The organism is Streptomyces nitrosporeus (assembly GCF_008704555.1).
In the GTDB taxonomy this organism is placed as follows: Bacteria; Actinomycetota; Actinomycetes; order Streptomycetales; family Streptomycetaceae; genus Streptomyces; species Streptomyces nitrosporeus.
The window spans coordinates 5894506-5917693 of the sequence record NZ_CP023702.1; the positions used below are offsets into that span (position 1 = coordinate 5894506).

Genomic DNA, 23188 nt, shown 5'->3' on the forward strand with positions numbered 1-23188 from the left:
GTTCACCGGCAAGGGTGAAGATCACCAATATGCGGGTCAACCTTGGAATCGAAGGAGAAGTGCCCCGAGTCGGATTCGAACCGACGCTGTATGGGTTTTGAATCCATGGCCTCTACCGCTGGGCTACCGGGGCCCCTTCGAAACGAAGGATACCGAAGACCCTCCGTGCCTCAAACATACCGTAACTAGGTAGGCTCTTGGGAGCAGCACCCCTGTCTTGACCAAGGAGCCCCGTGACCACGCCCGAGTCACCCCAGCCCGAAGGCACCGTCGGCGACGACAAGTCGCACGTCCCGCCGATGACGACCCGCGTCGTCATCGCCGAGGACGAGGCCCTGATCCGTCTCGACCTCAAAGAGATGCTGGAGGAAGAGGGCTACTCGGTCGTCGGTGAGGCCGGGGACGGGCAGCAGGCCGTGGAGCTGGCCCGGGAGCACCGGCCGGACCTGGTCATCCTCGATGTGAAGATGCCGGTTCTCGACGGGATCTCCGCCGCCGAGAAGATCGCGGGGGAGTCCATCGCGCCGGTCCTGATGCTGACCGCGTTCTCGCAGCGGGAGCTGGTGGAGCGGGCCCGGGACGCCGGGGCGATGGCGTATCTGGTGAAGCCGTTCAGCAAGAGCGACGTGGTGCCGGCGATCGAGATGGCCGTGTCCCGGTTCGCGGAGCTGAAGGCGCTGGAGAACGAGGTCGCGGACCTGGCGCAGCGGCTGGAGACGCGGAAGCTGGTGGACCGGGCCAAGAGCATTCTGCAGACGGATTACGGGCTGTCGGAGCCGGCGGCGTTCCGGTGGATCCAGAAGACGTCGATGGACCGGCGGATGTCGATGCAGCAGCTGGCGGAGGCGCTGATCGAGGATGCCGAGGAGAAGAAGAAGGCGGCGGAGTAGGCGCTGTCGGCGGGTGTACGGAGGAGGCCCGCTCCCGGGTGAACCGGGGGCGGGCCTCCTTCGTGTGTGTGGCGGGTGTCAGTCCTCGCCGAGGTATGCCTTGCGGACGGATTCGTCGTGGAGGAGGTCTGCTCCGGTGCCGGAGAGGACGACCTTGCCGACTTCCATGACGTGGCCCTGGTCGGCGAGGGAGAGGGCTGCCTGGGCGTTCTGCTCGACGAGCAGGATGGTGGTGCCGGCGGCCTTGAGTTCGACGATGGTTTCCATGATCTTCTGCATCATGATCGGTGAGAGGCCCATGGAGGGTTCGTCGAGCATGAGCAGTTTGGGCTGGGACATGAGGGCGCGGCCCATGGCGAGCATCTGCTGTTCGCCGCCGGAGAGGGTGCCTGCGGCCTGTTTGCGGCGTTCGCCGAGGATGGGGAAGAGGTCGTAGGCGCGCTGGACGTCCTTCTCGATGCCTGCTTTGTCGCTGCGGAGGTAGGCGCCGAGGAGGAGGTTCTCGGTGATCGTCAGCCGGGGGAAGATGTGGCGTCCCTCGGGGGAGTGGGCGAGGCCCAGGGAGACGATCTTGTGGGCGGGTACGCCGGTGAGGGGTTTGCCGTCGAAGGTGATGCGTCCCGAGGTGGGTTTGAGGAGCCCGGAGAGGGTGCGCAGGGTGGTGGTCTTGCCGGCGCCGTTGGTGCCGATGAGGGTGACGACCTGGCCGGCTTCGACGCTGAAGGAGATGCCTTTGACGGCTTCGATCTTGCCGTAGGCGACGCGGAGGTCCTCGACTTCGAGCAGTGCGGTCATCGGTTGTCCTCCTCTTCTTCTTCGGTGCGGGTGTCGGTCCCGGTGGGTGTGCCGGTTCCGGGTGTACCGGTTCCGGGTGTGCCGGTCTTCGCGGTTGTGGCCGCGGTGGCGGCTTCGGCGGCTTCGACCTCGGCGGCTTCTTCGGCGCCGGGGGCGCCTTCGAAGGGGGTGCCGAGGTAGGCGGCGATGACGCGTTCGTCGCTCTGGACTTCGGAGGCGGTGCCTTCGACGAGTTTCTCGCCCTGGACGAGGCAGGCGACGCGGTCGCAGAGGTTGAAGATGAAACGCATGTCGTGCTCGATGACGAGTACGGCGATGCCCTGGTCGCGGATGGCGAAGATGAGTTCTTCGGTGACGCGGGTTTCCTGGGGGTTCATGCCGGCGGTGGGCTCGTCCAGGAGGAGGAGGCCGGGGTCGCTGGCGAGGGCGCGGGCGATTTCCAGCTTGCGCTGGTCTCCGTAGGGGAGGTTGCGCGCGAGGTGGTCGGCTTTGCCCGCGAGGCCGATGAACTCCAGGAGTTCCATGGCGCGTTCGCGGCTGGCGTTCTCGGCTCTGGTGAAGCCGGGGAGGCGCAGCAGGGCGGACCAGAGGCCTTCTTTGGTCCTGGTGTGGCGTCCGACGAGGACGTTTTCCAGGACGGTCATGTTGGCGAAGAGGCGGATGTTCTGGAAGGTGCGGGCGATGCCTGCCTGGGTGACGAGGTGGGGCTTGGGGGGCAGGACGGTGCCTTTGTAGCTGACTTTGCCTTCGGTGGGGATGTAGAGGCCGGTGAGGCAGTTGAAGAAGGTGGTTTTGCCGGCGCCGTTGGGGCCGATGAGGCCGACGATTTCGCCTGCGTTGACGGTGAGGTCGACGTCGCGTACGGCGGTGAGGCCGCCGAAGCGCATGGTGACGCCGCTTGCGTCGAGGACGGTGGTTGTGGTCGTGGTCATGGTGGTCACGTCCCCGCCTTGGTGGTGCCGGCGGCCTGGTCGGTGAGTGGTGTGTCGGGTGGTACGTCGAGTTGGCCGGTCTCGTGGAATTCGAGTTTCTTCCTGCGGTCGGCGACGAGGCCTTCGGGGCGGAAGCGCATCAGGAGGATGAGTGCGATGCCGAAGAGGAAGAGCTGGTAGTCCTGCATGAACTGGAGTTTGGCCGGGATGAGGTAGAGGAGTGCGGCGCCGACGAGGGGTCCGCTGAGGGTTCCCATGCCGCCGAGGATGACGGCGGCGAGGAGGAAGGCGGAGTTGGGGGGTGCGGAGCCGGCGAACTGGTACTGCTCGGGGGTGACGGTGTAGGAGACGTGGGCCTGGACGGTTCCGGCGAGGCCGGCGAGGGCGGCGCCGAGTGCGAAGGCGAGGAGTTTGAGCCGGAAGGCGTTGATGCCCATGGCGGTGGCTGCGGTCTCGTCTTCGCGGATGGCGACCCAGGCGCGGCCGATGCGGGATTCTCCGGAGCGTCGGAAGACGAGGACGACGACGGCGGTGAAGAGGAGCATCAGCAGGTAGTAGTTGGCGGACCGGCCGAGGGTGAGGCCGCCGATGTCGTGGCTGATGCCGAAGTCGAATCCGAAGAGGTTGAGGTCGGGGATGCTGGGGATGCCCTGGGATCCGTTGGTGAGGTCGGGGCCGCTGACGCCGTTGAGGTTGTTGACGGTCAGGCGGAAGATCTCTCCGAATCCGAGGGTGACGATGGCGAGGTAGTCGCCGCGCAGCCGGAGGGTGGGGGCGCCGATGAGGACGCCGAAGATGAGGGAGGCTGCGGCTCCGGTGAGGACGGCGGCCCAGAAGGGGAAGTGGACGCCGACGGGGGACATGGGGGAGCCGGAGACGAGTGCGGCGGCGTAGGCGCCGACGCCGAGGAAGGCGACGTAGCCGAGGTCGAGGAGGCCGGCGAGGCCGACGACGACGTTGAGGCCGAGTGCGACGGTCGCGAAGATGAGGATGTTCGCGCCGATGAGGGCGTACTGCTCGTTCTGCTGGGTGAAGGGGAAGCAGAAGGCGGCGACGAGTGCTGCGGCGAGTGTGACGTTGCGGTGTTCGGTGGTGAGTGCGGTGAGGCGGGCTATGAGTCCGGCCCGGGTGAGTGCGGTGAAGCCGAAGGCGAGGGTGATGAGGTAGCCGATGAAGAGTTCGGCGTATTCGGTGTCGATGCCGTAGGTGAGGAGGTGGAGGCCCAGTCCGAAGGAGACCGCGATGATGAGGATTCCGGCCCAGGCGGGGAGTGCTTCGGCGCGGCTGGGTGCGGGTGCGCTCAGGCTGTTGCGGAAGCGGGTGAGTGCGCTGGGGGTGGTGGTCTCGTCGAGGGGCTGGTCGCTGGGGAGTGCGAGGGATGCGGTGGCGGCGGTGAGTGCGCCGGCGAGGCTGATCCAGGCTCCGGGTTCGAGTTCGACGAGGCCGAGGAGGTTGCCGTTGCCGTCTTTCTTCACGATGACGGCGATGACGGTGTAGGCGGTGGTGGCGAAGGTGCCGAGGGCGAGGAGTCTGACGGGGCTGTGGGTGCCGCCGGGGGTGAGCCAGCGCAGGCCCTTGATGCCGTAGCCGGAGAGGGCGTAGAGCAGGGTGAGGGTGGCGCTGACGAGGGTGAGGACCTGGAGTCCGCCGGGGTATCCGGTGACGGTGAGGTCTCCGGGGAAGGTGGAGGTGTAGGTCCAGGCGAGGAAGGTGCCTGCGAGGGCGGCGGCGGCGCCGGTGGTGGTGATGGCGCGGGCTGCCGGTGTGGGCAGGGGGAGCAGGGCGGGTGCGGTGTGGGTGGTCATGGGTATCACGCCCTGTCCGAGACTCGTTCGCCCAGGAGGCCCTGGGGGCGGATGAGGAGGACGAGGATGAGGAGGGCGAAGGCCCAGACGTCCTTCCAGCCTCCGCCGCCGAAGAGTTCCATGCCGGGGATGTCGCCCATGTAGCCGGTGGCGAGGGCTTCGGCGACGCCGAGGACGATGCCGCCGAGCATGGCGCCGTAGATGTTGCCGATGCCGCCGAGGACGGCTGCGGTGAAGGCTTTGAGGCCCATGATGAAGCCCATGCGGAAGCCGATCTGGCCGTTTTTGAGTCCGTAGGCGACGGCGGCGACGGCGGCGAACGCGGCACCGATGGCGAAGGCCATGACGATGATGCGGTCGGTGTTGATGCCCATGAGTTTGGCGGTGTCGGGGTCCTGGGAGGTCGCTTGCATGCCGCGGCCGGTGCGGGTCTTGGAGACGAAGAGGCCGAGGGCGAGCATGCAGACGGGGGCGGCGATGAGGACGAAGAGGTCGCCGCGTTGGACGGTGGCGCCGAGGAGGTCGATGCCTTCGCCCTTGAACTGGGGGAAGGAGCGGTCCTTGGTGGCGTCGGGGTACCACATCCATACGGCTTGCTGGAGTGCGAGGGAGAGGCCGATGGCGGTGATGAGGGGGGCGAGGCGTGGTGCTGTGCGCAGGGGCCGGTAGGCGAAGCGTTCGGCGGCCATGCTGATGGCGACGGCGCAGATGACGCCGCCGGCGATCATGAGGGGTATCGCGGCGAGGAGGGAGAGTCCGGACGGAAGCCCGAGGTAGACCGTGAGGGCGCCGAAGCCTCCGATCATGAAGATCTCGCCGTGTGCGAAGTTGATGAGCTGGATGATTCCGTAGACCATCGTGTAGCCGATCGCGATGAGTCCGTACATCGCGCCGAGGATGAGTCCATTGGCCAGCTGTTGCGGCAGTTCGTTCACCGCAGGGCCTCCGTGGAGTGGTTCGGATATGGCACCGCGCGGGAGTGCTCGTAGCGCTCCCGCGCGGTTGTGTGCGTGCGCTTGGGTGCCCGGTTTCCGGGGCGGGTGTTACTTGACGGCCTCGCTGAGCTTGGAGGTCCACTTGCCGCCGGTGACCTGGTAGGCGGTCATCATGGTGTTGGTGGTGTCGCCGTATTCGTCGAAGGAGACGGGGCCGGTGACGCCGTCGAACTTGACCTTGTCCATGGCTTCGAGGACCTTGGCGCGGGCGTCGTCGGGGAGCTTGCCGTCGTTGTCGGCGAGGGCGATCTTGACGGCCTCGATGATGGACCAGGTGGCGTCGTAGGTGCCGCCGCCGTAGGCCTCGTAGGCGTCCTTGTATCCGGCGGTCTTGTAGTCGGCGATGAACTTCTTGGCGGAGTCGAGTTCTTCGACGGGCTTGCCGACGGAGGTGGCGATGTCGCCTTCGGCCTTCTTGTTGAGGCTGATGAAGTCGGCGCTGTACATGCCGTCGCCGCCCATGAGGGGGATCTGGACGCTGTCCTTGAGCTGCTGGCTCAGGGGTGCGCCGGCGGGGTATTCGCCGCCGTAGTAGACGGCTTTGGCGCCGGAGCCCTTGACCTTGGTGACGACGGAGTTGAAGTCGCGGTCGTCGGGGTTGATGTGGTCGGTGCCGACGATCTTGCCGCCGAGTTCGGTGAAGGTGTTCTTGAAGGAGGCGGCGAGGCCGGCGCCGTAGGGCTTCTGGTCGTCGATGAGGTAGACGTCCTTGATCTTCGCCTTGTCGAAGAGGTAGTTCGCGGCGAAGGCGCCCTGGATGGCGTCGGTGGTGGCGGTGCGGAAGTAGGTCTTGTAGGGGCGCTTCTTGTCGCCGGTCTTCCAGTTGTTGCCCTGGGTGAGCTCGGTGCCGGTGTTGGCGGGGGAGATCTGGGTGAGGCTGGCGTCGTTGAGGGGCTTCTGCATCGACTGGGAGACGCCGGAGTTCAGCGGGCCGATGACGCCGAGGACGTTCTTGTCGCCGATGAAGGTGGCGGCGTTCTGCTGGCCGACGGAGGGCTGGGCCTGGTCGTCGAGTGCCTTGAGTTCGAAGGTGACGCCGGGGACGACCTTCTCCTTGTTGGCGATCTTGATGGCGAGGTCGGCGGAGTTCTTCATGCCGAGGCCGAGGGCGGAGAGGTCGCCGGTCAGGGGGCCGTCGAATCCGATGACGACTTTCTGGTTCTCGCCGCCGCCGCCGTCACCGCTGTTCTTGTTGTCGTCGCGCGAGCCGCAGGCGGTGAGAGTCAGTGCTCCGGTGGTGAGGACTGCGGTGAGTATGAGCAGTGAACGGTGTCGCACGAAAGGTCCTTTCCCTGGCGCGGCTTCCTCTGCTTGAGGTGCCGTGGTGTTCGCCGGGCCGTACTGGTGGATACAGGCCGTGCAGCAGTCGCGCCCGGCGGCGCGGTGACTGGCCGTGACTCTAAGCGCAGGTGCGGGGGTGCGGGACGGGTCCGCTGATGATGTGACTGTCTTGTTATGCCATGGGGAAGGCTTGGTGGTCGCAGTGTGGACATGTGCGGCTTTTTCCCTGGCGGTGAAGTGACCGCATGGTGAGAACTCGCAGCTCTGCTAAGGGGCTTGGGGTGATCTTGGTGCTGTCGCGCGAATCGGGGCGCAGCGGGCGTGCCGGAACGGGCGGGCCGGGGTGGGCGGGGGCGGCCGGCTGTGGTTCGTGTATGGCGCAGTTGTTACGCAGTGTTACATCTGTGGGGTATGCCGGGTGGTCCGGTGGGGGTCCGGGGCCGGGTCGGTGCAGTGGCTCATGGAACGGCGGTGCAGGTCAAGGGGGTTGACCGTGTCCATGGGTCAACTGATGTGCTGTGCACCGGATATGGGTCTGCCCGGTCCGGAATACGGTGTGTATCGCGGGCCGGGCAGGGGGTGGGGCGGGGGAGGGCCGGGCCGGATCAGCCGGCGGCGGGCCGGGGGGCGTCGCGCAGGAGGCAGGTGAGGCGGGCGGTGCAGACCCGCTTGTCCTGGTCGTCGGTGATGACGATCTCGTAGGTGGCGGTGGTGCGGCCGCGGTGGACGGGGGTGGCGACGCCGGTGACGAGGCCGCTTTGGACGCCGCGGTGGTGGGTGCAGTTGAGGTCGACGCCGACGGCCAGCTTGGCGGCGCCGCCGTGCAGCATGGAGCCGACGGAGCCGAGGGTCTCGGCGAGGACGGCGGAGGCGCCGCCGTGGAGGAGCCCGTAGGGCTGGGTGTTGCCCTCGACGGGCATGGTGCCGACGACGCGGTCGGCGGACGCCTCGACGATCCGTACGCCCATGCGCTCGCCGAGGTGGCCGGCGGAGAAGAGTGCGGGGAGGTCGACGCCGAGTGCGGCGTATTCGTCGATGATCTCCTGGGGGAACGTGGGTGCGATGTGCTCGCCCATGGGTGCGGCTCCGATCGTCCGTGCGGTTCGTTGCTGTGCGCACCGTTCTTATCAGACGGGTGAGCGGACGCTTAGAGCTCCTGCGGAAGAGGTGCCCGGTGCCCGGCCTGCGGTGTCCCCGTTCCGTCCGGCCTCCCGGGGCCCGTCCGGGGGCGTTCTTCCGGACGGGCCCCGGGGCCGGAGGGGTCAGGGGGTCTCCAGGCGGATGACGACCGATTTGCCGGCCGGGGTGTTGCTGGTGTCGGCCGTGGCGTCGAGGGGGACCAGGACGTTGGTCTCGGGGTAGTACGCGGCGGCGCAGCCGCGGGCGGTGGGGTAGTGGACGACGCGGAAGCCGGGGGCGCGGCGTTCGGTGCCGTCGTGCCATTCGCTGACGAGGTCGGTGTAGGCGCCGTCGGCCAGGCCGAGGGCGCGGGCGTCGTCGGGGTTGACGAGGACGACGCGGCGGCCGTTCTTGATGCCGCGGTAACGGTCGTCGAGGCCGTAGACCGTGGTGTTGTACTGGTCGTGGGAGCGCAGGGTCTGCAGGAGCAGGCGGCCTTCGGGGAGGCGGGGGTATTCGACGGGGGCCGCGGTGAAGTTGGCCTTGCCGGTGGCGGTGGGGAAGCGCCGTTCGTCGCGCGGGGCGTGGGGGAGGGCGAAGCCCCCGGGTGCGGCGACGCGGGTGTTGAAGTCCTCGAAGCCGGGGACGACGCGGGCGATGCGGTCGCGGATGGCGGCGTAGTCGCGTCCGAACTCCTCCCAGGGGGTGGTGGAGGCGGGGCCGAGGACGGCGCGGGCGAGGCGGGCGACGATGGCGGGTTCGGAGAGCAGGTGAGGGCTCGCGGGGGTGAGGTTGCCGCGGGAGGCGTGGACCGTGCCCATGGAGTCCTCGACGGTGACGACCTGCCTGCGCCCCGCCTGTACGTCCTTGTCGGTGCGGCCGAGGGTGGGCAGGATCAGTGCGCGGGTGCCGGTGACCACGTGGGAGCGGTTGAGTTTCGTGGAGACGTGGACGGTGAGGCGGGCCTTGCGCATGGCGGCCTCGGTGACGTCGGTGTCGGGAGCGGCGGCGACGAAGTTGCCGCCCATCGCGAAGAAGACCTTGGCGTCGCCGTCGCGCAGGGCCTGGATGGAGCGGACGACGTCGTAGCCGTGGTGGCGCGGCGAGGTGATGCCGAATTCCTTGTCGAGGGCGTCGAGGAAGGCGGGGGCGGGGCGTTCGAAGATGCCCATGGTGCGGTCGCCCTGGACGTTGGAGTGGCCGCGTACGGGGCAGACGCCGGCGCCGGGGCGGCCGATGTTGCCGCGGAGCAGGAGGAAGTTGACGACTTCGCGGATGGTGGGGACGGAGTGCTTGTGCTGGGTGAGGCCCATGGCCCAGCAGACGATGGTGCGCTTCGAGGCGAGGACCAGGGCGAGGGCCTGTTCGATCGCGGTGCGGTCGAGGCCGGTGGCGGTGAGTGTCTCGTCCCAGTCCGCGGCGCGGGCGGCGCGGGCGAACTCTTCGTAACCGTGGGTGTGTCCGTCGACGAAGGCGGTGTCGACGGCGCCCTCGGTCTCGATGATCAGCTTGTTGAGGAGGCGGAAGAGCGCCTGGTCGCCGCCGAGGCGGATCTGCAGGAAGAGGTCGGTGAGGGCGGTGCCCTTCAGCATGCCGCGGGCGGTCTGGGGGTTCTTGAACCGTTCGAGGCCGGCTTCGGGGAGCGGGTTGACCGAGATGATCTTCGCACCGGCGGACTTGGCCCGTTCGAGGGCGGAGAGCATGCGGGGGTGGTTGGTGCCGGGGTTCTGTCCGGCGACGATGATCAGGTCGGCCCGGTGGAGGTCTTCGAGGCTGACGCTGCCCTTGCCGATGCCGATGGTCTCGGTGAGTGCGGAGCCGGACGACTCGTGGCACATGTTGGAGCAGTCGGGGAGGTTGTTGGTGCCGAACTCGCGGGCGAAGAGCTGGAGGAGGAAGGCGGCCTCGTTGCTGGTGCGGCCCGAGGTGTAGAAGAGGGCCTCGTCGGGGGAGGCGAGCGCGGTGAGCTCCTCCGCGATGATTCCGAAGGCGCGGTCCCAGGTCACGGGCTCGTACCGGTCGGCGCCCTCGGGCAGGTACACGGGCTGCGTGATGCGGCCCTGCTGGCCGAGCCAGTAGCCGCTGCGGCCGGCGAGGCCGGCGACGGGGTGGGCGGCGAAGAAGCCGGGGGTGACGCGGCGCAGGGTGGCTTCCTCGGCGACGGCCTTGGCGCCGTTCTCGCAGAACTCGGCGGTGTGCCGTTCGTCGCCCTCGGGCCAGGCGCAGCCGGGGCAGTCGAAGCCGTCCTTCTGGTTGACCTTGAGGAGGGTCCGGGCGGTGCGGCGCAGGCCCATCTGCCGCTGGGCGACGCGCAGGGTGTGGGCGACGGCGGGGAGTCCCGCGGCGGAGTGCCGGGCCGCTTCGACCCGTGGTGCGTCCTGGACCGGGTCGCCGGTCGGGGGCTCGGTGGCCATGGTGCTCCCCTTCGTCTTCGCTTCGCTGCTCCTCGATCCTGTCACGCGGCGGGGGCGGGCCGGGTGCGGAGGGCGGGGGTGGTGCGCGGGGCGTGCGGCGGGGGGTGCGGTGGTTCTCCAGTGGGGTGCGAGTGGCAGCCGGTCCGGATTGTCGGTGGTACGTGGCAGGATCGGGGGCGTGGCTGAGACGGCATCGAAGAAGACGGCAGACAACCGACCGCGCCTGCTCCTGATGGACGGGCACTCCCTGGCGTACCGGGCGTTCTTCGCCCTGCCCGCGGAGAATTTCACGACGGCGACGGGGCAGCCGACGAATGCCGTGTACGGCTTCATGTCGATGCTGGCGAACACGTTGCGTGACGAGGCGCCCACGCACTTCGCGGTGGCGTTCGACGTGTCGCGCAAGACGTGGCGTTCGGCGAAGTTCCCGGAGTACAAGGCGAACCGCTCCAAGACCCCCGACGAGTTCAAGGGGCAGGTGGAGCTGATCGGTGAGCTGCTGGACGCGATGCACGCGGACCGGTTCGCGGTCGACGGGTTCGAGGCGGACGACGTCATCGCGACGCTGGCCACCCAGGCCGAGGCGGCGGGTTTCGAGGTGCTGATCGTCACCGGTGACCGGGACTCGTTCCAGCTGATCACGGACAGCGTCACGGTGCTGTACCCGACGAAGGGCGTGTCGGAGCTGACCCGCTTCACCCCGGCGAAGGTCGAGGAGAAGTACGGCCTGACCCCCGCCCAGTACCCGGACTTCGCGGCGCTGCGCGGCGACCCGTCGGACAACCTTCCGGGCATCCCGGGGGTGGGGGAGAAGACCGCGGCGAAGTGGATCAACCAGTTCGGTTCGTTCGCGGAGCTGGTGGAGCGTGCCGACGAGGTCAAGGGGAAGGCCGGGCAGAACCTCCGGGACCACCTGGACGCGGTGAAGATGAACCGTGTGCTGACGGAGATGGTCCGGGACGTGGAGCTGCCCAAGGGGGCCACCGAGCTGGAGCGCGCCCCGTACGACCGCACGGCGGTGACGGGGGTGCTGGACGTCCTGGAGATCCGTAACCCGAGTCTGCGTGAGCGGCTGATGGCGGTGGACCCGGGCGCGGCCGGGGCGGAGGCCGCCCCGGCGCCGGCGGCCGGTGTCGAGCTGGACGGCGCGGTGCTGGGCGCGGGTGAGCTGGCGCCGTGGCTGGAGGAGCACGGCACCGAGCCGCTGGGCATGGTCACGGTGGACACCTGGTCGCTGGGCGCGGGCGAGGTGACGGAGGTGGCGCTGGCGGCGGCCGGCGGTGCCGCGGCCTGGTTCGACCCCTCCGGGCTCGACGAGGCCGACGAGCAGGCGTTCGCCGCGTGGGCGGCGGACCCCGCGCGGCCCAAGGTCATGCACAACGCGAAGAACGCCATGCGGGTCTTCCCCGAGCGGGGATGGCGGCTGGCCGGGGTCACCATGGACACCGCGCTGGCCGCCTACCTGGTCAAGCCCGGACGCCGTTCCTTCGCCCTGGACGCGCTGTCGGTGGAGTACCTGGGCCGGGAGCTGGCCCCGGCCGCCGCGTCCGACGGGCAGCTGGCGTTCGGCGCGGACGAGCGGGCCGAGGCCGATGCGCTGATGTCGCAGGCGCGCGCGGTGCTGGACCTCGGTGACGCGTTCGCGGTGCGGCTGGAGGAGGTCGGAGCCACCGGCCTGCTGCACGACATGGAACTGCCGACGTCCCTCCTGCTGGCCCGCCTGGAGCGGGCGGGCATCGCCGCCGACCGGGCGCACCTGGAGGGCATGGAGCAGCAGTTCGCCGGTGCCGTGCAGCAGGCGGTGAAGGAGGCGCACGCCGCGGTGGGCCGGGAGTTCAACCTGGGCTCGCCCAAGCAGCTCCAGGAGGTCCTCTTCGGGGAGCTGGCACTGCCGAAGACGAAGAAGACGAAGACGGGGTACACCACGGACGCCGACGCCCTGGCGTGGCTGGCGGCCCGGACCGAGCACGAGCTGCCGGTCATCATGCTGCGCCACCGCGAGCAGGCGAAGCTGCGGGTGACGGTCGAGGGCCTGGTCAAGACGATCGGCGGTGACGGCCGCATCCACACCACGTTCAACCAGACGGTCGCGGCGACCGGCCGGCTCTCCTCGACCGACCCCAACCTGCAGAACATCCCCGTGCGTACGGACGAGGGCCGGGCGATCCGCCGGGGCTTCGTCGTCGGCGAGGGCTTCGAGTCGCTGATGACGGCCGACTACAGCCAGATCGAGCTGCGGGTGATGGCGCACCTGTCCGAGGACGCCGGTCTGATCGAGGCGTTCACCTCGGGGGAGGACCTGCACACGACGGTCGCCTCCCAGGTGTTCGGCGTCGAGAAGTCCGCGGTCGACGCGGAGATGCGCCGCAAGATCAAGGCGATGTCCTACGGACTGGCGTACGGGCTCTCGGCGTTCGGGCTGTCCCAGCAGCTGAACATCGAAGCGGGCGAGGCCCGTGCGCTGATGGACACGTACTTCCTGCGGTTCGGCGGGGTGCGTGACTACCTGCACCGGGTGGTGGAGGAGGCCAGGGCCACCGGATACACGGAGACGGTCTTCGGCCGCCGCCGCTACCTCCCCGACCTGACCAGCAGCAACCGGCAGCGGCGGGAGATGGCGGAGCGGATGGCGCTCAACGCCCCGATCCAGGGGACGGCCGCCGACATCGTCAAGGTCGCGATGCTGAAGGTGGACCGGGCGCTGAGCGAGGCCGGGCTCACCTCGCGGATGCTGCTCCAGGTCCATGACGAAATCGTCCTGGAGATCGCCCCGGGCGAGCGGGAGCGGGTCGAGGAGATCCTGCGGCACGAGATGTCGACGGCGGTCGAACTCCGGGCGCCGCTGGACGTGTCGGTCGGCGTCGGAGCGGACTGGGAGTCGGCGGCCCACTGACCCCGCCGCACCGCCCCTGCCCCGCTCTCCGGGAGCGGGGCGGTGCTTCATCCCCTGGTGCCGGGCGGCGCTTCGCCCCTGGCTCCGGGCGGGTGCTTCACTCCCCGGGAGCGGGGCGGCCGTCCGCCGCCCCGTGACGGCCGGGTACGGCCCTCGTCGGCTCCGCGGCCCCCGTCGGCTCCGCGGCTCCTGGCAGTGCCGCGGCTTCGGCCGGACCCGCGGCCCCCGCGGGGCCCGTGCCTCCGGCCCGGCCCGCGGATCCTGCCGGGCCCGCCGGGGAAGGGCGGCCGGGACGCGGGCGCAGCCGCATCCACGCCCCGTACAGCAGCAGTCCGGCCGCCAGACCGGCCCCGGCTCCGAAGCACGCGGTCGGGATGATGTCGAGCGGGGTGTCGACGCGCCCGAAGTAGGCGTACCAGCGGGCGCACCGGTGGGCGGTGCCCAGCAGCACGCACAGCCCCAGCAGCGCGGCCGCCCAGCGGCGTTCCGCCCGGCCGAGCACCGGCAGCGACGCGGGCACGGGGGCGGGGCCGGTGCGCCGCAGACCGCTCGCCGTGAACCACACCAGGACCGCCAGGGCCAGTGCCGAACTCCCGTACTGCACCAGCTGGAACACCGGATGGCCGCCGACGCTCCCGCCGAGGGCGGGCACCAGCCGGGTGCCCCACCGGCCGTGGTGGGTGAAGGCGTCCCACACCACATGGGTGCCCGCGCCGACGACCGCGGACAGCACGAACCACCCGCCCCGGACGAACCACCCGCCCCGGACGAACCACCCGCCCCGGACGACCCGCCCGCCCCGGGCCGCCCGTGAGGTCCCCGGCTCACCGCCGTGCCCCCGTACGAACGCGTGCACCCGCCCCCGCCACCCGGCGGGCAGCAGCGCCACCAGCGGTTCCCGCAGCATCAGCCAGAGCGCCACCAGCACACCCGTGACGAGGACGTCCACGGTGAACACCCCCAGGACGGAATGGGTCACCTCACCGAACTCCATCGCCCCCGGAACGACGGTGTCCGCGTAGTACGTCAGGTCGGGCGCGAAGGAACCCGCCACCAGTGCCGAGGCGACGAACGGCCCGCGGCCCGAACCGGATCCGCGGATTCCCGGCAGGACGGCGGCGGCATGGCTGAGGGTGAACGGCATGGCGGCAAGTATGTGCGAGCCCGGGCGGGCCGCCCGGCGCCCTGAGACGAACAGCACCTGACGACATGCCTGTCCGGACGTGAAAAATCGGTAAGAACCGGCCGGGGGGCGGTGTCCGGGCAGCACAAGGTGCCGTAGGGTCACCGGAGTCCTCGCGCTGGGGAGCGCGGACAGCCGACGAGGGGGAGGACCCGGACACATGGCAGCGCAATTCGGCCGCCGGCTGCGCAAGGGAGCGACCAGCACCGCGGTCGCCGCGGCGGCGGTGGCGGCACTGGCCGCCTCGCAGGCCCCTTCCGTGACGGCTGACGACGCCGCGAACGGGGATCGGGCGGCCGCCGGCAACACCGACTCCCCGGACGGCGCGGCCACCGGCAACTCGCCCTACCACACCGACCTTCCGCCGCTCACCACGCCCGGCCCGCCCGGGACGTCCACCGGCATCCCCGCGACCGGGAGCACCCAGTCGGGGATACCCGCGACCGTCCTCGACGCGTACAAGAAGGCCGAACGCGAGGTCGCGGGCACCGATCCCGCGTGCCGCCTGCCGTGGCAGCTGCTGGCCGCGATCGGCAAGGTCGAGTCGGGCCAGGCCCGCGGCGGCAAGGTCACCGCCGACGGCACCACCCTCTCCCCGATCCTCGGCCCCGCCCTCAACGGGCAGGGTTTCGCGCTGATCCGCGACACCGACGACGGCGCGTACGACGGTGACTCCACGCACGACCGGGCGGTCGGCCCGATGCAGTTCATCCCGTCCACCTGGGCGACCTGGGGCCAGGACGGCAACGGCGACGGCCGCGAGGACCCCAACAACATCTACGACGCGGCGCTGGCCGCCGGACGCTACCTCTGCGCGGGCGACCGCGACCTGGCCCTCGCCGCCGACCTCGACCGGGCCGTGCTGAGCTACAACCACTCGCAGGAGTACCTGCGCACGGTGCGCTCCTGGTTCGACTTCTACAACCGAGGCACCCACGAGGTCCCCGACGGCACCGGCGTCCTCCCCTCCGGCCGGACCAGCGGCAGCACCGGCCAGGGCGGCGGCTCCCCGGCCACGGCCTCCCCGAAGCCCAGCTCCTCCCCGAAGCCCGGCGCCACACCGGCCGGTTCCGGCGGCGGTACGAAGCCGAGCCCGGAGCCCACCACCCCGAAGCCCGGCGGCACCACCACCCCGGCGCCCGACCCGACGACACCCCCCGCCACCCCCTCCCCCGCGCCGAGGCTCGGGTCCCTGCGGGACGCGGGGACGGGAACCCTGGCCGCCACGGCGGGCGAGGCCTTCGCCGAACGCGTCACCGTGCAGGCCCGGAACACCCTGGGCGACCCGCTCGCCAGGACCGAGGTGACCTTCACCGTGACCGGCTCCGACGCCCGGTTCCCCGGCGGCGAGGCCACGGCCACCCTGGTCACCGGGGCCGACGGCACCGCCACCGCACCGGTGCTGACCGCCGGTGAGAAGACCGGGACGTTCACGGTGACGGCCACCGCCGGTACCGTGCGGCCCTACACCGTCACCTTCACGGCGAGCGTCACCGCCCGCCGGGCCGACGCGATCACCCGCACCGGCGAGGAAGCCCTGACGGCCACCGCCGGCTCCGAGTTCGCCCCTGTCGAGGTCAGGACGACGTACAAGGGAACCGGCCTCGCCGACACCTCCTTCACCGCCGTGATGACCACCGACGCCGCCGCGCCCGCCGAGAACACCGAGGGCCCGTACTTCGAGACCACCGGCGACAAGCCGGTACGTACGCTCACCCTGACGACCGGCCCCGACGGCACCCTGGAACTCCCGCGGATCCACGCCGGCGACACCGCGGGCACCTACCTGCTCCGCCTCACCACCGGGAGCGGCGCCACGCTCACGCTCACACTCACCGTCCAGGAACCGCCCGCCTGACCCGCCGTCCGCGCACACGGCAGCCCCGGCCGGACCCGCTCCGGCCGGGGCCGCCGCGCGTACCGGCCGGGGCCCGCACACGCGGGCCGCGCCGGCTCACTCCCGGCGCGACCGCGCCGAAGTGGAACGTGTCGCCTTCACCGACGCCGGGTCCTCCGGCCAGGGATGCCTGGGGTAGCGCCCCCGCAGCTCCGCCCGCACCGCCCGGTAGCCCTCCCGCCAGAACGACGCCAGGTCCGCCGTCACCGCGGCCGGACGCCCGGCGGGGGACAGCAGGTGCACGAGGACGGGCACCCCCGCCACCCGCGGTGTCTCCCCCAGCCCGAACAGCTCCTGCAACTTCACCGCCAGTACGGGCTGTTCACCGCCGTACTCCACCCGGATCCGCGAACCGCTCGGCACCTCGATCCGCTCCGGGGCCAGCTCGTCCAGCCGCCCCGCCTCACCCGTCGCCCACGGCAGCAGCCGCCGCACCGCCTGCCCCGCGTCGATCCGCGCCAGATCCGCCCGCCGCCGCGCCCGCGACAGCTCCGGCTCCAGCCACTCCTGCGCCCGCGACAGCAGTGCACCGTCCGACACATCCGGCCACGGCGCCCCCAGCACCCGGTGCAGGAACCCCAGCCGGGCCCGCAGCGCCCGGGCGTCCCGGCTCCAGCCCAGCAGTCCCGTCCCCTCCCGGCCCAGGCCCTCCAGCAGCGCGCCGCGCACCAGGGCGGGGTCCGGATCGCGCAGCGGACGTACCGACAGCTCGATGGCGCCGAGCCGCTCCACGGCGCGGGCCACCACATCGCCGTCCGCCCAGCGGACCTCCTCGCCCGCGAACCGCAGCCGGTCCGCGGCCGACAGGGCGGTGTCCTCGTCCACCACGGCCGCGAGCCTCACCCGGGCCGACGCGGAGTGCGCCGGCCGGTCGGCCACCGCGACGGCCAGCCAGGGAGCCCGGCGCAGCGGCGAACCCTCCCGCAGCCCGGCGCCGGTACCGGACGCCATCAGGAACGCCCCCTCACCCCTGGCCCGCGCCACCCGCTCGGGGAACGCCAGCGCGGCCACCGTCCCGGCCGCCGCGTCGTCCGTGCCCCCGGGCCCGTCACCGGGGGCCGCCCCCGGCCCGCCCGCCCCGGACAGGCCGCCTCCGCCCCGCGCCCCCGGACCGGACGGCGCCCCCGCGCCGCCCCGGCCACCGCCCCGGGCGCCTTCCAGCGCCGAGGACAGCCGCCGTACCTCCTGCCGCCAGCGCGCCGCGTAGGCGTCACCGCCCCGCCGCGCCGTCCGCAGGGCGGCCGCCAGGTCGTCGCCGTACTCCCGCGGCGGCTCCTCGCCCAGCAGGGCCACCACCTCCGCCGCCCGGCGCCCGCCCACCTCCTCCGCCCCGTCGAGCAGGGCCCGGCCCAGGCGGGGGTGCAGGCCCAGCCGGGACATGCGTACGCCCCGGGGCGTCGCCCGGCCCGCCGCGTCCACCGCGCCGACCGCCGTCAGCACCTCCCGCGCCGCCCCCATCGCCCCGGCCGGCGGCGGATCCAGCAGGGCGAGACCCGAGGCGTCCGGATCACCCCAGCACGCCGCCTGGAGCGCGAACGCCGCCAGATCGGCCACCTTGATCTCCGGCGACGGGAACGCGGCGAGCCGCCCGTCCTCCGCCTCGTCCCAGCAGCGGTACACCGCGCCCGGCGCCTCACGCCCCGCCCGGCCGGCCCGCTGACGGCCCGTGGCCCGCGAGGCCCGCACCGTCGTGAGCGCGCTCAGCCCGCGGGCGTGATCCACCCGGGGCTCCCGGGCCAGCCCCGAGTCCACGACGACCCGCACCCCCGGCACCGTCAGGGACGACTCCGCCACCGACGTCGACAGCACCACCCGGCGCCCCCGCACCGGCCCGGCCAGCACCGCGTCCTGGACACCGGCCGGGGCCCGCCCGTGCACCTGGAGCACCTCGGCGTCCACCCCGGCGAGCAGCCCCGCCACCCGGCCGGCCTCCCCGACGCCCGGCAGGAAGCACAGCACGTCGCCGTCCCGCTCCGCGAGCGCCCGGCGCACCACCGCCGCCACATGCGCCAGGAACACCGGATCCACCCGCGTCCCGTGCGGCGGGCGCGTCGCCGAGGACGGCGGCGCCCACACCGTCTCCACCGGGTACGACACCCCCCGGGCCTCGACGACCGGCGCGTCACCCAGCAGCCGGGCCCAGCCCTCCGCGTCCGTGGTCGCCGACGCGGCGACCAGCCGCAGGCCGGGCCTGAGCGTCGCGCGTACGTCGAGGAGGAACGCCGCGACGGTGTCCGCGTCCAGGTGCCGCTCATGGCACTCGTCGATGATCACCACATCGGTCCCGGACAGCTCCTGGTCGCGCTGGAGCCGCTGGAGCAGCACCCCGGTGGTCACCACCTCCACCACCGTGTCCGGGCCCACCAGGCGCTCCCCGCGCACCGTGAAGCCGACCCGCCCGCCGGCCCGCTCCCCGAGCAGCCACGCCATCCGCCGCGCGGCCGCCCGCGCGGCGATCCGGCGCGGCTCGGCGACCACGACCCGGCGCACCGGCCCGTCACCGGTCAGCCCGGCGAGGACCAGCGGCACCAGGGTCGTCTTCCCCGTCCCGGGAGGCGCGCAGAGCACCGCCGCCCCGTGTTCGTCGAGCGCCCGCCGCAGAGCGGGCAGGGCGGTGCGTACGGGCAACTGGTCCAGGGCGTCGCTGCGGATCACGCCCCCAGTCTCGTCCCTCCGCGCCGGGCGCCGGGACGCCGGGGCGCGCGGACCGGCGGAGGCGCTGCCCCGAAGGGCGCGGACCCGAAGGGTGCGGAGCGTCAGGCCCCCGGCCCCCGCGGCCCCGGCCGCCCGGGCCGGCGGGTCACCGGGCGGGCCGGTCGTCCCGTTCGCAGACGAAGACCGCGGTGCCGGGGATCAGGCTGCCGCGCAGCGGGGACCAGCCGCCCCACTCCTGGCGGTTCCAGGCCGGCCACTCGGGCTCCACCAGGTCCGTCAGCCGGAACCCGCCCGCCACCACGTCCCGGACCCGGTCACCCAGCGTCCTGTGGTGCTCGACGTACACCGCCTCGCCCCGCTCGTCCTGCTCCACGTACGGCACCCGGTCGAAGTAGGAGGAGGCCACCGAGAGCCCCTCGGGGCCAGGCTCGTCGGGGAAGGCCCAGCGGATCGGGTGCGTCACGGAGAAGACCCACCGGCCGCCGGGGCGCAGCACCCGGTGGACCTCGCGGAAGACCTGGACCGGGTCGGCGACGAAGGGCACCGCCCCGTAGGCGGAACAGGCCAGGTCGAAGGAGTGGTCCCGGAAGGGCAGCGCACCCGCGTCCGCCTCGACCAGGGGCACCCGGCCGCCGATCCGCAGGGCGTGCTGGAGCTGGCGGTGGGAGAGGTCCAGGGCGACGGGACGGGCCCCCTGGGCGGCCAGCCACCGGGAGCACTGGGCGGCGCCCGCCCCGATCTCCAGGACGTCCAGGCCGTCCAGGGAGCCGGCCGGGCCCAGCAGGGCGGCGTCGGCCTCGTCCAGCCCTTCCGGCCCCCAGACGAAGCGGTCGTCCCCGAGGAAGGCCCCGTGGTCGCTCTGGTACTCGTCGGCGTTCCGGTCCCACCAGCCGCGGTTCGCCCGGCTGCTCTCCGCGCCCCCGGCGTCCCGGCGCGTCGCTTCAGGTTCCCACCCGTGGATCTCTTGGCTCATCGTGCCCGTCGTTGTAGTTTGCCTTCACCCGCCGCGGGCGCCCCGCGCACGCTCCGTGCGCCGGAAGCGCCCCCGTGCGCCCGCGACACGCCGCAGGGGACCGATCCGGCCTCGGCGGACGTGAGTTGTGCCGGGGTATGGGGCGTTGTGCCCCGGGTGTGCGCCTTCGCGCATTGACCCTGCCCGGCTGCCCCCGTATGCTACAAGTTGCGCTGCGAGCCTGCGCGCTTCAGACCTAGCAGGCCGCGCTCGCGTCTGTTGCATGTCCCCTCGGTTGTCGAGGCGCCTCCCGGTCATCGGGTCGGGTGCTTTCCAGGCTGTCCGGCGTCTGCAGAGGCGATACGGGCTTTCGGCGTAGCAGTACCTACGACTCACTGTCCGTACCGGAGCCCTTTCCCACATGACGAGCAGCACCGAGACCACCGCCACCACTCCGCAGGTTGCGGTCAACGACATCGGCGACGCGGACGCGTTCCTCGCGGCGATCGACGAGACGATCAAGTACTTCAACGACGGCGACATCGTTGACGGTGTCATCGTCAAGGTTGACCGGGACGAGGTTCTCCTCGACATCGGTTACAAGACCGAAGGTGTCATCCCGAGCCGCGAGCTCTCGATCAAGCACGACGTCGACCCCAACGAGGTCGTCAAGGTCGGTGACGAGATCGAGGCCCTGGTTCTCCAGAAGGAGGACAAGGAAGGCCGCCTGATCCTCTCGAAGAAGCGCGCTCAGTACGAGCGTGCCTGGGGCACCATCGAGAAGATCAAGGAAGAGGACGGCATCGTCACCGGTACCGTCATCGAGGTCGTCAAGGGTGGTCTCATCCTCGACATCGGCCTCCGTGGCTTCCTCCCGGCGTCGCTCGTCGAGATGCGTCGTGTGCGCGACCTCCAGCCCTACGTGGGCAAGGAGCTCGAGGCGAAGATCATCGAGCTGGACAAGAACCGCAACAACGTGGTCCTGTCCCGCCGTGCCTGGCTCGAGCAGACCCAGTCCGAGGTGCGCCAGACGTTCCTCACCACCCTGCAGAAGGGTCAGGTCCGCTCCGGCGTCGTCTCCTCGATCGTCAACTTCGGTGCCTTCGTGGACCTGGGTGGCGTCGACGGTCTGGTCCACGTCTCCGAGCTCTCCTGGAAGCACATCGACCACCCCTCCGAGGTTGTCGAGGTCGGCCAGGAAGTCACCGTCGAGGTCCTCGACGTGGACATGGACCGCGAGCGCGTCTCCCTGTCGCTCAAGGCGACGCAGGAAGACCCGTGGCAGCAGTTCGCCCGCACGCACCAGATCGGGCAGGTCGTTCCCGGTAAGGTCACCAAGCTGGTTCCCTTCGGTGCGTTCGTGCGCGTCGACGAGGGCATCGAGGGCCTGGTCCACATCTCCGAGCTGGCCGAGCGCCACGTGGAGATCCCGGAGCAGGTCGTCCAGGTCAACGACGAGATCTTCGTCAAGGTCATCGACATCGACCTCGAGCGCCGTCGCATCAGCCTCTCGCTGAAGCAGGCCAACGAGGCGTTCGGCGGGGACCCGGCGTCGGTCGAGTTCGACCCGACCCTGTACGGCATGGCCGCGTCCTACGACGACCAGGGCAACTACATCTACCCCGAGGGCTTCGACCCCGAGACCAACGACTGGCTCGAGGGCTTCGAGGCTCAGCGCGAGGTCTGGGAGACCCAGTACGCCGAGGCGCAGCAGCGCTTCGAGCAGCACCAGGCCCAGGTCATCAAGTCCCGCGAGGCCGACGAGGCTGCCGCTGCCGAGGGCGCTGCCGCCCCGGCGGGCAACGCCCCGGCCGCCTCCGGCGGTAGCGGTGGCTCCTACTCCTCGGAGTCCTCGGACAACTCCGGCGCCCTGGCGTCGGACGAGGCCCTCGCCGCGCTGCGCGAGAAGCTGGCCGGCGGCCAGAGCTGACGCTCCGGCTCCGGTAGCCCGGCGGTCGCGGTAACCGCCGAGCTGTAGTCGCCCATGAGGCCCGCCCCCTTCCCGGGGGCGGGCCTCATGCGTGTGCGCGCCCCCGTACCGCGCCCGGAGCGTACGCCGAGCCGGCGCAGCGCCCCTCCGAACCAGCAGGAGGGGCGCGGGGAGGGGAGGCGCTCAGGGCGTCACGGGGATGTTGGTCAGGCCGTTGCCACCGGTGACCGTGTTGCTGCCGTACACCGTGGTGGGGCAGGCGGGGGAGAGGTTGGTGACGTTCACGGCCAGCCGCAGGGCGCCGGTGGCGCCGGTCAGATCCGAGACGTTGCCGCGGAAGACCGTTCCGCAGCCCCAGCCGGCCCGCTGGGTGTGGGTCTCGTAGCCGTTGTTCGTGGTGCGTACGCCCCGGTTGTTCTCGACCAGCACGTCGTTGCCCTTCACGTCGACCCAGGAGTCGTCGTAGTTGGCGCCGGTCAGCCCGCTGCCGTCGAAGGTGTTGCCGATGACGTGTGTCCCGGTCGTGCCCTCCTTGATGTCGATGTTCTCGCCTCCCACGCCCGGACCGATCACATTGCCCGTGATCAGCACCCCGTCACTGCGGTCGGTCAGATCGCCCGCGGTGCCGACGTACACGCCCTCGCCCATGCCGCGCCCGTCGTGGCCCGTGTCATGGATGCGGGAGTCGCGGAGTACGCCGCCCCGGCTCGACCTGCGGAAGTGGACGCCCTCCATGTCGAGGTCGTGGACGGTCACCGAGTCGATGACCACCCCGGCCGCGGCGTCCGTGACGATCCCCTTCTGGCCGCCGGTGACGGTGACGCCGTACACCGTCCAGTACGACGCCCCGTTCAGATGCAGGCCGTAACCCCCGCCCGCCTTCAGCACGGCGCGCTCCGAGCCGGTCACCGTGATCCGGGCCGCGGCGGTGGCCGGCACGGTCGCCTTGAAGTTGCCGGTGTAGGTGCCGTCGGCGAGACGGATCGTGACCCCGGGCACCGCCGCGGCCAGCGCCGCCTTGAACTGGGCGGCCGTGGACACCTCGACGACCGCCGCCCCGGCCGCCGCGGACGGCAGCGCGCCCACGGTCAGCGCGCCGGCGAACAGGACGGGGAACAGGACGCGTACGCGCATGGGAGCCTTCCCGCCGAAGTGCCCGCCGGCGCTCGCGCGCCGAGGGGTGAAACCGCTCGGAGACGCTAGAGCTGAGACATGATCATGTCAAGGTCTGGACCAGGGGTCGGAGCGGAACGGGCTTCCCGTGCGCGGACCGGCGGGTCCCCGCACGCGGACCGGCGGCTCTTGCGCGCGGACCGGCGGTGCGCCACGCCCGGATCGGAGGGCGCCCCCGGAGGAGCGGAGCGCCGCCGTGTGCCGGGGCGACGGCCGCGCCGCGCGGCGGGCCCCTCATCTGACGGTGTGTGAAAGAGGCATGAAGACCGTGCGC

15 protein-coding genes and 1 tRNA gene are annotated in these 23188 nt (G+C 71.5%); 4 read left to right on the forward strand and 12 right to left on the reverse strand.

The annotated features are described in order from the left end of the window. Window positions 1-60: 60 nt before the first annotated feature. Window positions 61-133 (reverse strand) — tRNA-Leu (locus CP967_RS25985). Between the two features lie 100 nt (window positions 134-233). Between CP967_RS25985 and CP967_RS25990 the strand changes: the two genes are divergently transcribed. Beyond that, on the forward strand, window positions 234-890 hold the full coding sequence (locus CP967_RS25990) for an ANTAR domain-containing response regulator (RefSeq protein WP_150490301.1): 657 nt from the start codon (window positions 234-236) through the stop codon (window positions 888-890). A 78-nt stretch (window positions 891-968) separates the two neighbouring features. Here CP967_RS25990 and CP967_RS25995 read toward each other — a convergent pair whose 3' ends face one another. The 7 genes from CP967_RS25995 to CP967_RS26025 all read right to left on the reverse strand — a co-directional run bounded on the left by CP967_RS25995 (window position 969) and on the right by CP967_RS26025 (window position 10231). Continuing rightward, window positions 969-1685, reverse strand: coding sequence for an ABC transporter ATP-binding protein (locus CP967_RS25995; RefSeq protein WP_150490302.1), 717 nt, complete (start codon window positions 1683-1685; stop codon window positions 969-971). After that, complete coding sequence (locus CP967_RS26000) at window positions 1682-2617, reverse strand: ABC transporter ATP-binding protein (protein ID WP_150490303.1); 936 nt, start codon at window positions 2615-2617, stop codon at window positions 1682-1684. Before CP967_RS26000 ends, CP967_RS25995 begins: the two co-directional genes overlap by 4 nt. Window positions 2618-2622: 5 nt before the next feature. Next, window positions 2623-4422 (reverse strand): branched-chain amino acid ABC transporter permease, encoded by a 1800-nt coding sequence (locus tag CP967_RS26005; RefSeq protein WP_150490304.1) that lies wholly within the window; start codon window positions 4420-4422, stop codon window positions 2623-2625. A 5-nt stretch (window positions 4423-4427) separates the two neighbouring features. Further along, on the reverse strand, window positions 4428-5357 hold the full coding sequence (locus CP967_RS26010) for a branched-chain amino acid ABC transporter permease (protein ID WP_150490305.1): 930 nt from the start codon (window positions 5355-5357) through the stop codon (window positions 4428-4430). Window positions 5358-5465: 108 nt separating this feature from the next. Continuing rightward, window positions 5466-6680 (reverse strand): branched-chain amino acid ABC transporter substrate-binding protein, encoded by a 1215-nt coding sequence (locus tag CP967_RS26015; protein ID WP_150492054.1) that lies wholly within the window; start codon window positions 6678-6680, stop codon window positions 5466-5468. Between the two features lie 623 nt (window positions 6681-7303). After that, window positions 7304-7774 carry a PaaI family thioesterase gene (locus CP967_RS26020; protein ID WP_150490306.1) on the reverse strand — a complete coding sequence of 157 codons (471 nt, stop codon included), beginning with the start codon at window positions 7772-7774 and terminating at the stop codon, window positions 7304-7306. A 186-nt stretch (window positions 7775-7960) separates the two neighbouring features. After that, window positions 7961-10231, reverse strand: coding sequence for an FdhF/YdeP family oxidoreductase (locus CP967_RS26025; protein ID WP_150490307.1), 2271 nt, complete (start codon window positions 10229-10231; stop codon window positions 7961-7963). Window positions 10232-10409: 178 nt separating this feature from the next. Here CP967_RS26025 and polA point away from each other — a divergent pair, with 178 nt between their 5' ends. Continuing rightward, on the forward strand, window positions 10410-13124 hold the full coding sequence (gene polA / locus CP967_RS26030) for a DNA polymerase I (RefSeq protein ID WP_150490308.1): 2715 nt from the start codon (window positions 10410-10412) through the stop codon (window positions 13122-13124). A gap of 97 nt (window positions 13125-13221) precedes the next feature. On the opposite strand, the gene CP967_RS26035 is transcribed toward polA, so the two are convergent. Then, window positions 13222-14268 carry a DUF4184 family protein gene (locus CP967_RS26035; RefSeq protein WP_229888317.1) on the reverse strand — a complete coding sequence of 349 codons (1047 nt, stop codon included), beginning with the start codon at window positions 14266-14268 and terminating at the stop codon, window positions 13222-13224. A 199-nt stretch (window positions 14269-14467) separates the two neighbouring features. Here CP967_RS26035 and CP967_RS26040 point away from each other — a divergent pair, with 199 nt between their 5' ends. Beyond that, window positions 14468-16165 (forward strand): lytic transglycosylase domain-containing protein, encoded by a 1698-nt coding sequence (locus CP967_RS26040; RefSeq protein ID WP_150490309.1) that lies wholly within the window; start codon window positions 14468-14470, stop codon window positions 16163-16165. A gap of 96 nt (window positions 16166-16261) precedes the next feature. On the opposite strand, the gene CP967_RS26045 is transcribed toward CP967_RS26040, so the two are convergent. Together CP967_RS26045 and CP967_RS26050 are read right to left on the reverse strand one after the other, a co-directional pair. Continuing rightward, window positions 16262-18859, reverse strand: a complete 2598-nt coding sequence (locus tag CP967_RS26045; RefSeq protein ID WP_150490310.1) for an ATP-dependent RNA helicase — start codon at window positions 18857-18859, stop codon at window positions 16262-16264. Between the two features lie 145 nt (window positions 18860-19004). Then, window positions 19005-19832, reverse strand: a complete 828-nt coding sequence (locus CP967_RS26050) for a class I SAM-dependent methyltransferase (protein ID WP_150490311.1) — start codon at window positions 19830-19832, stop codon at window positions 19005-19007. 400 nt (window positions 19833-20232) lie between these two features. Here CP967_RS26050 and rpsA point away from each other — a divergent pair, with 400 nt between their 5' ends. After that, window positions 20233-21741, forward strand: coding sequence for a 30S ribosomal protein S1 (gene rpsA / locus CP967_RS26055; protein WP_150490312.1), 1509 nt, complete (start codon window positions 20233-20235; stop codon window positions 21739-21741). A 183-nt stretch (window positions 21742-21924) separates the two neighbouring features. Here rpsA and CP967_RS26060 read toward each other — a convergent pair whose 3' ends face one another. Then, the gene (locus CP967_RS26060) at window positions 21925-22875 is read right to left on the reverse strand and encodes a right-handed parallel beta-helix repeat-containing protein (protein ID WP_150490313.1); all 951 of its coding nucleotides are present in this window, start codon (window positions 22873-22875) and stop codon (window positions 21925-21927) included. Window positions 22876-23188 lie beyond the last annotated feature (313 nt).

Coding starts and splice junctions, on each gene's coding strand:
- CP967_RS25995 (WP_150490302.1), bottom strand. CDS start 1,685: ATGACCGCACTGCTCGAAGTCGAGGACCTCCGCGTCGCCTACGGCAAG.
- CP967_RS26000 (WP_150490303.1), bottom strand. CDS start 2,617: ATGACCACGACCACAACCACCGTCCTCGACGCAAGCGGCGTCACCATG.
- CP967_RS26005 (WP_150490304.1), bottom strand. CDS start 4,422: ATGACCACCCACACCGCACCCGCCCTGCTCCCCCTGCCCACACCGGCA.
- CP967_RS26020 (WP_150490306.1), bottom strand. CDS start 7,774: ATGGGCGAGCACATCGCACCCACGTTCCCCCAGGAGATCATCGACGAA.
- CP967_RS26025 (WP_150490307.1), bottom strand. CDS start 10,231: ATGGCCACCGAGCCCCCGACCGGCGACCCGGTCCAGGACGCACCACGG.
- CP967_RS26035 (WP_229888317.1), bottom strand. CDS start 14,268: ATGCCGTTCACCCTCAGCCATGCCGCCGCCGTCCTGCCGGGAATCCGC.
- CP967_RS26040 (WP_150490309.1), top strand. CDS start 14,468: ATGGCAGCGCAATTCGGCCGCCGGCTGCGCAAGGGAGCGACCAGCACC.
- CP967_RS26050 (WP_150490311.1), bottom strand. CDS start 19,832: ATGAGCCAAGAGATCCACGGGTGGGAACCTGAAGCGACGCGCCGGGAC.
- rpsA (WP_150490312.1), top strand. CDS start 20,233: ATGACGAGCAGCACCGAGACCACCGCCACCACTCCGCAGGTTGCGGTC.
- CP967_RS26060 (WP_150490313.1), bottom strand. CDS start 22,875: ATGCGCGTACGCGTCCTGTTCCCCGTCCTGTTCGCCGGCGCGCTGACC.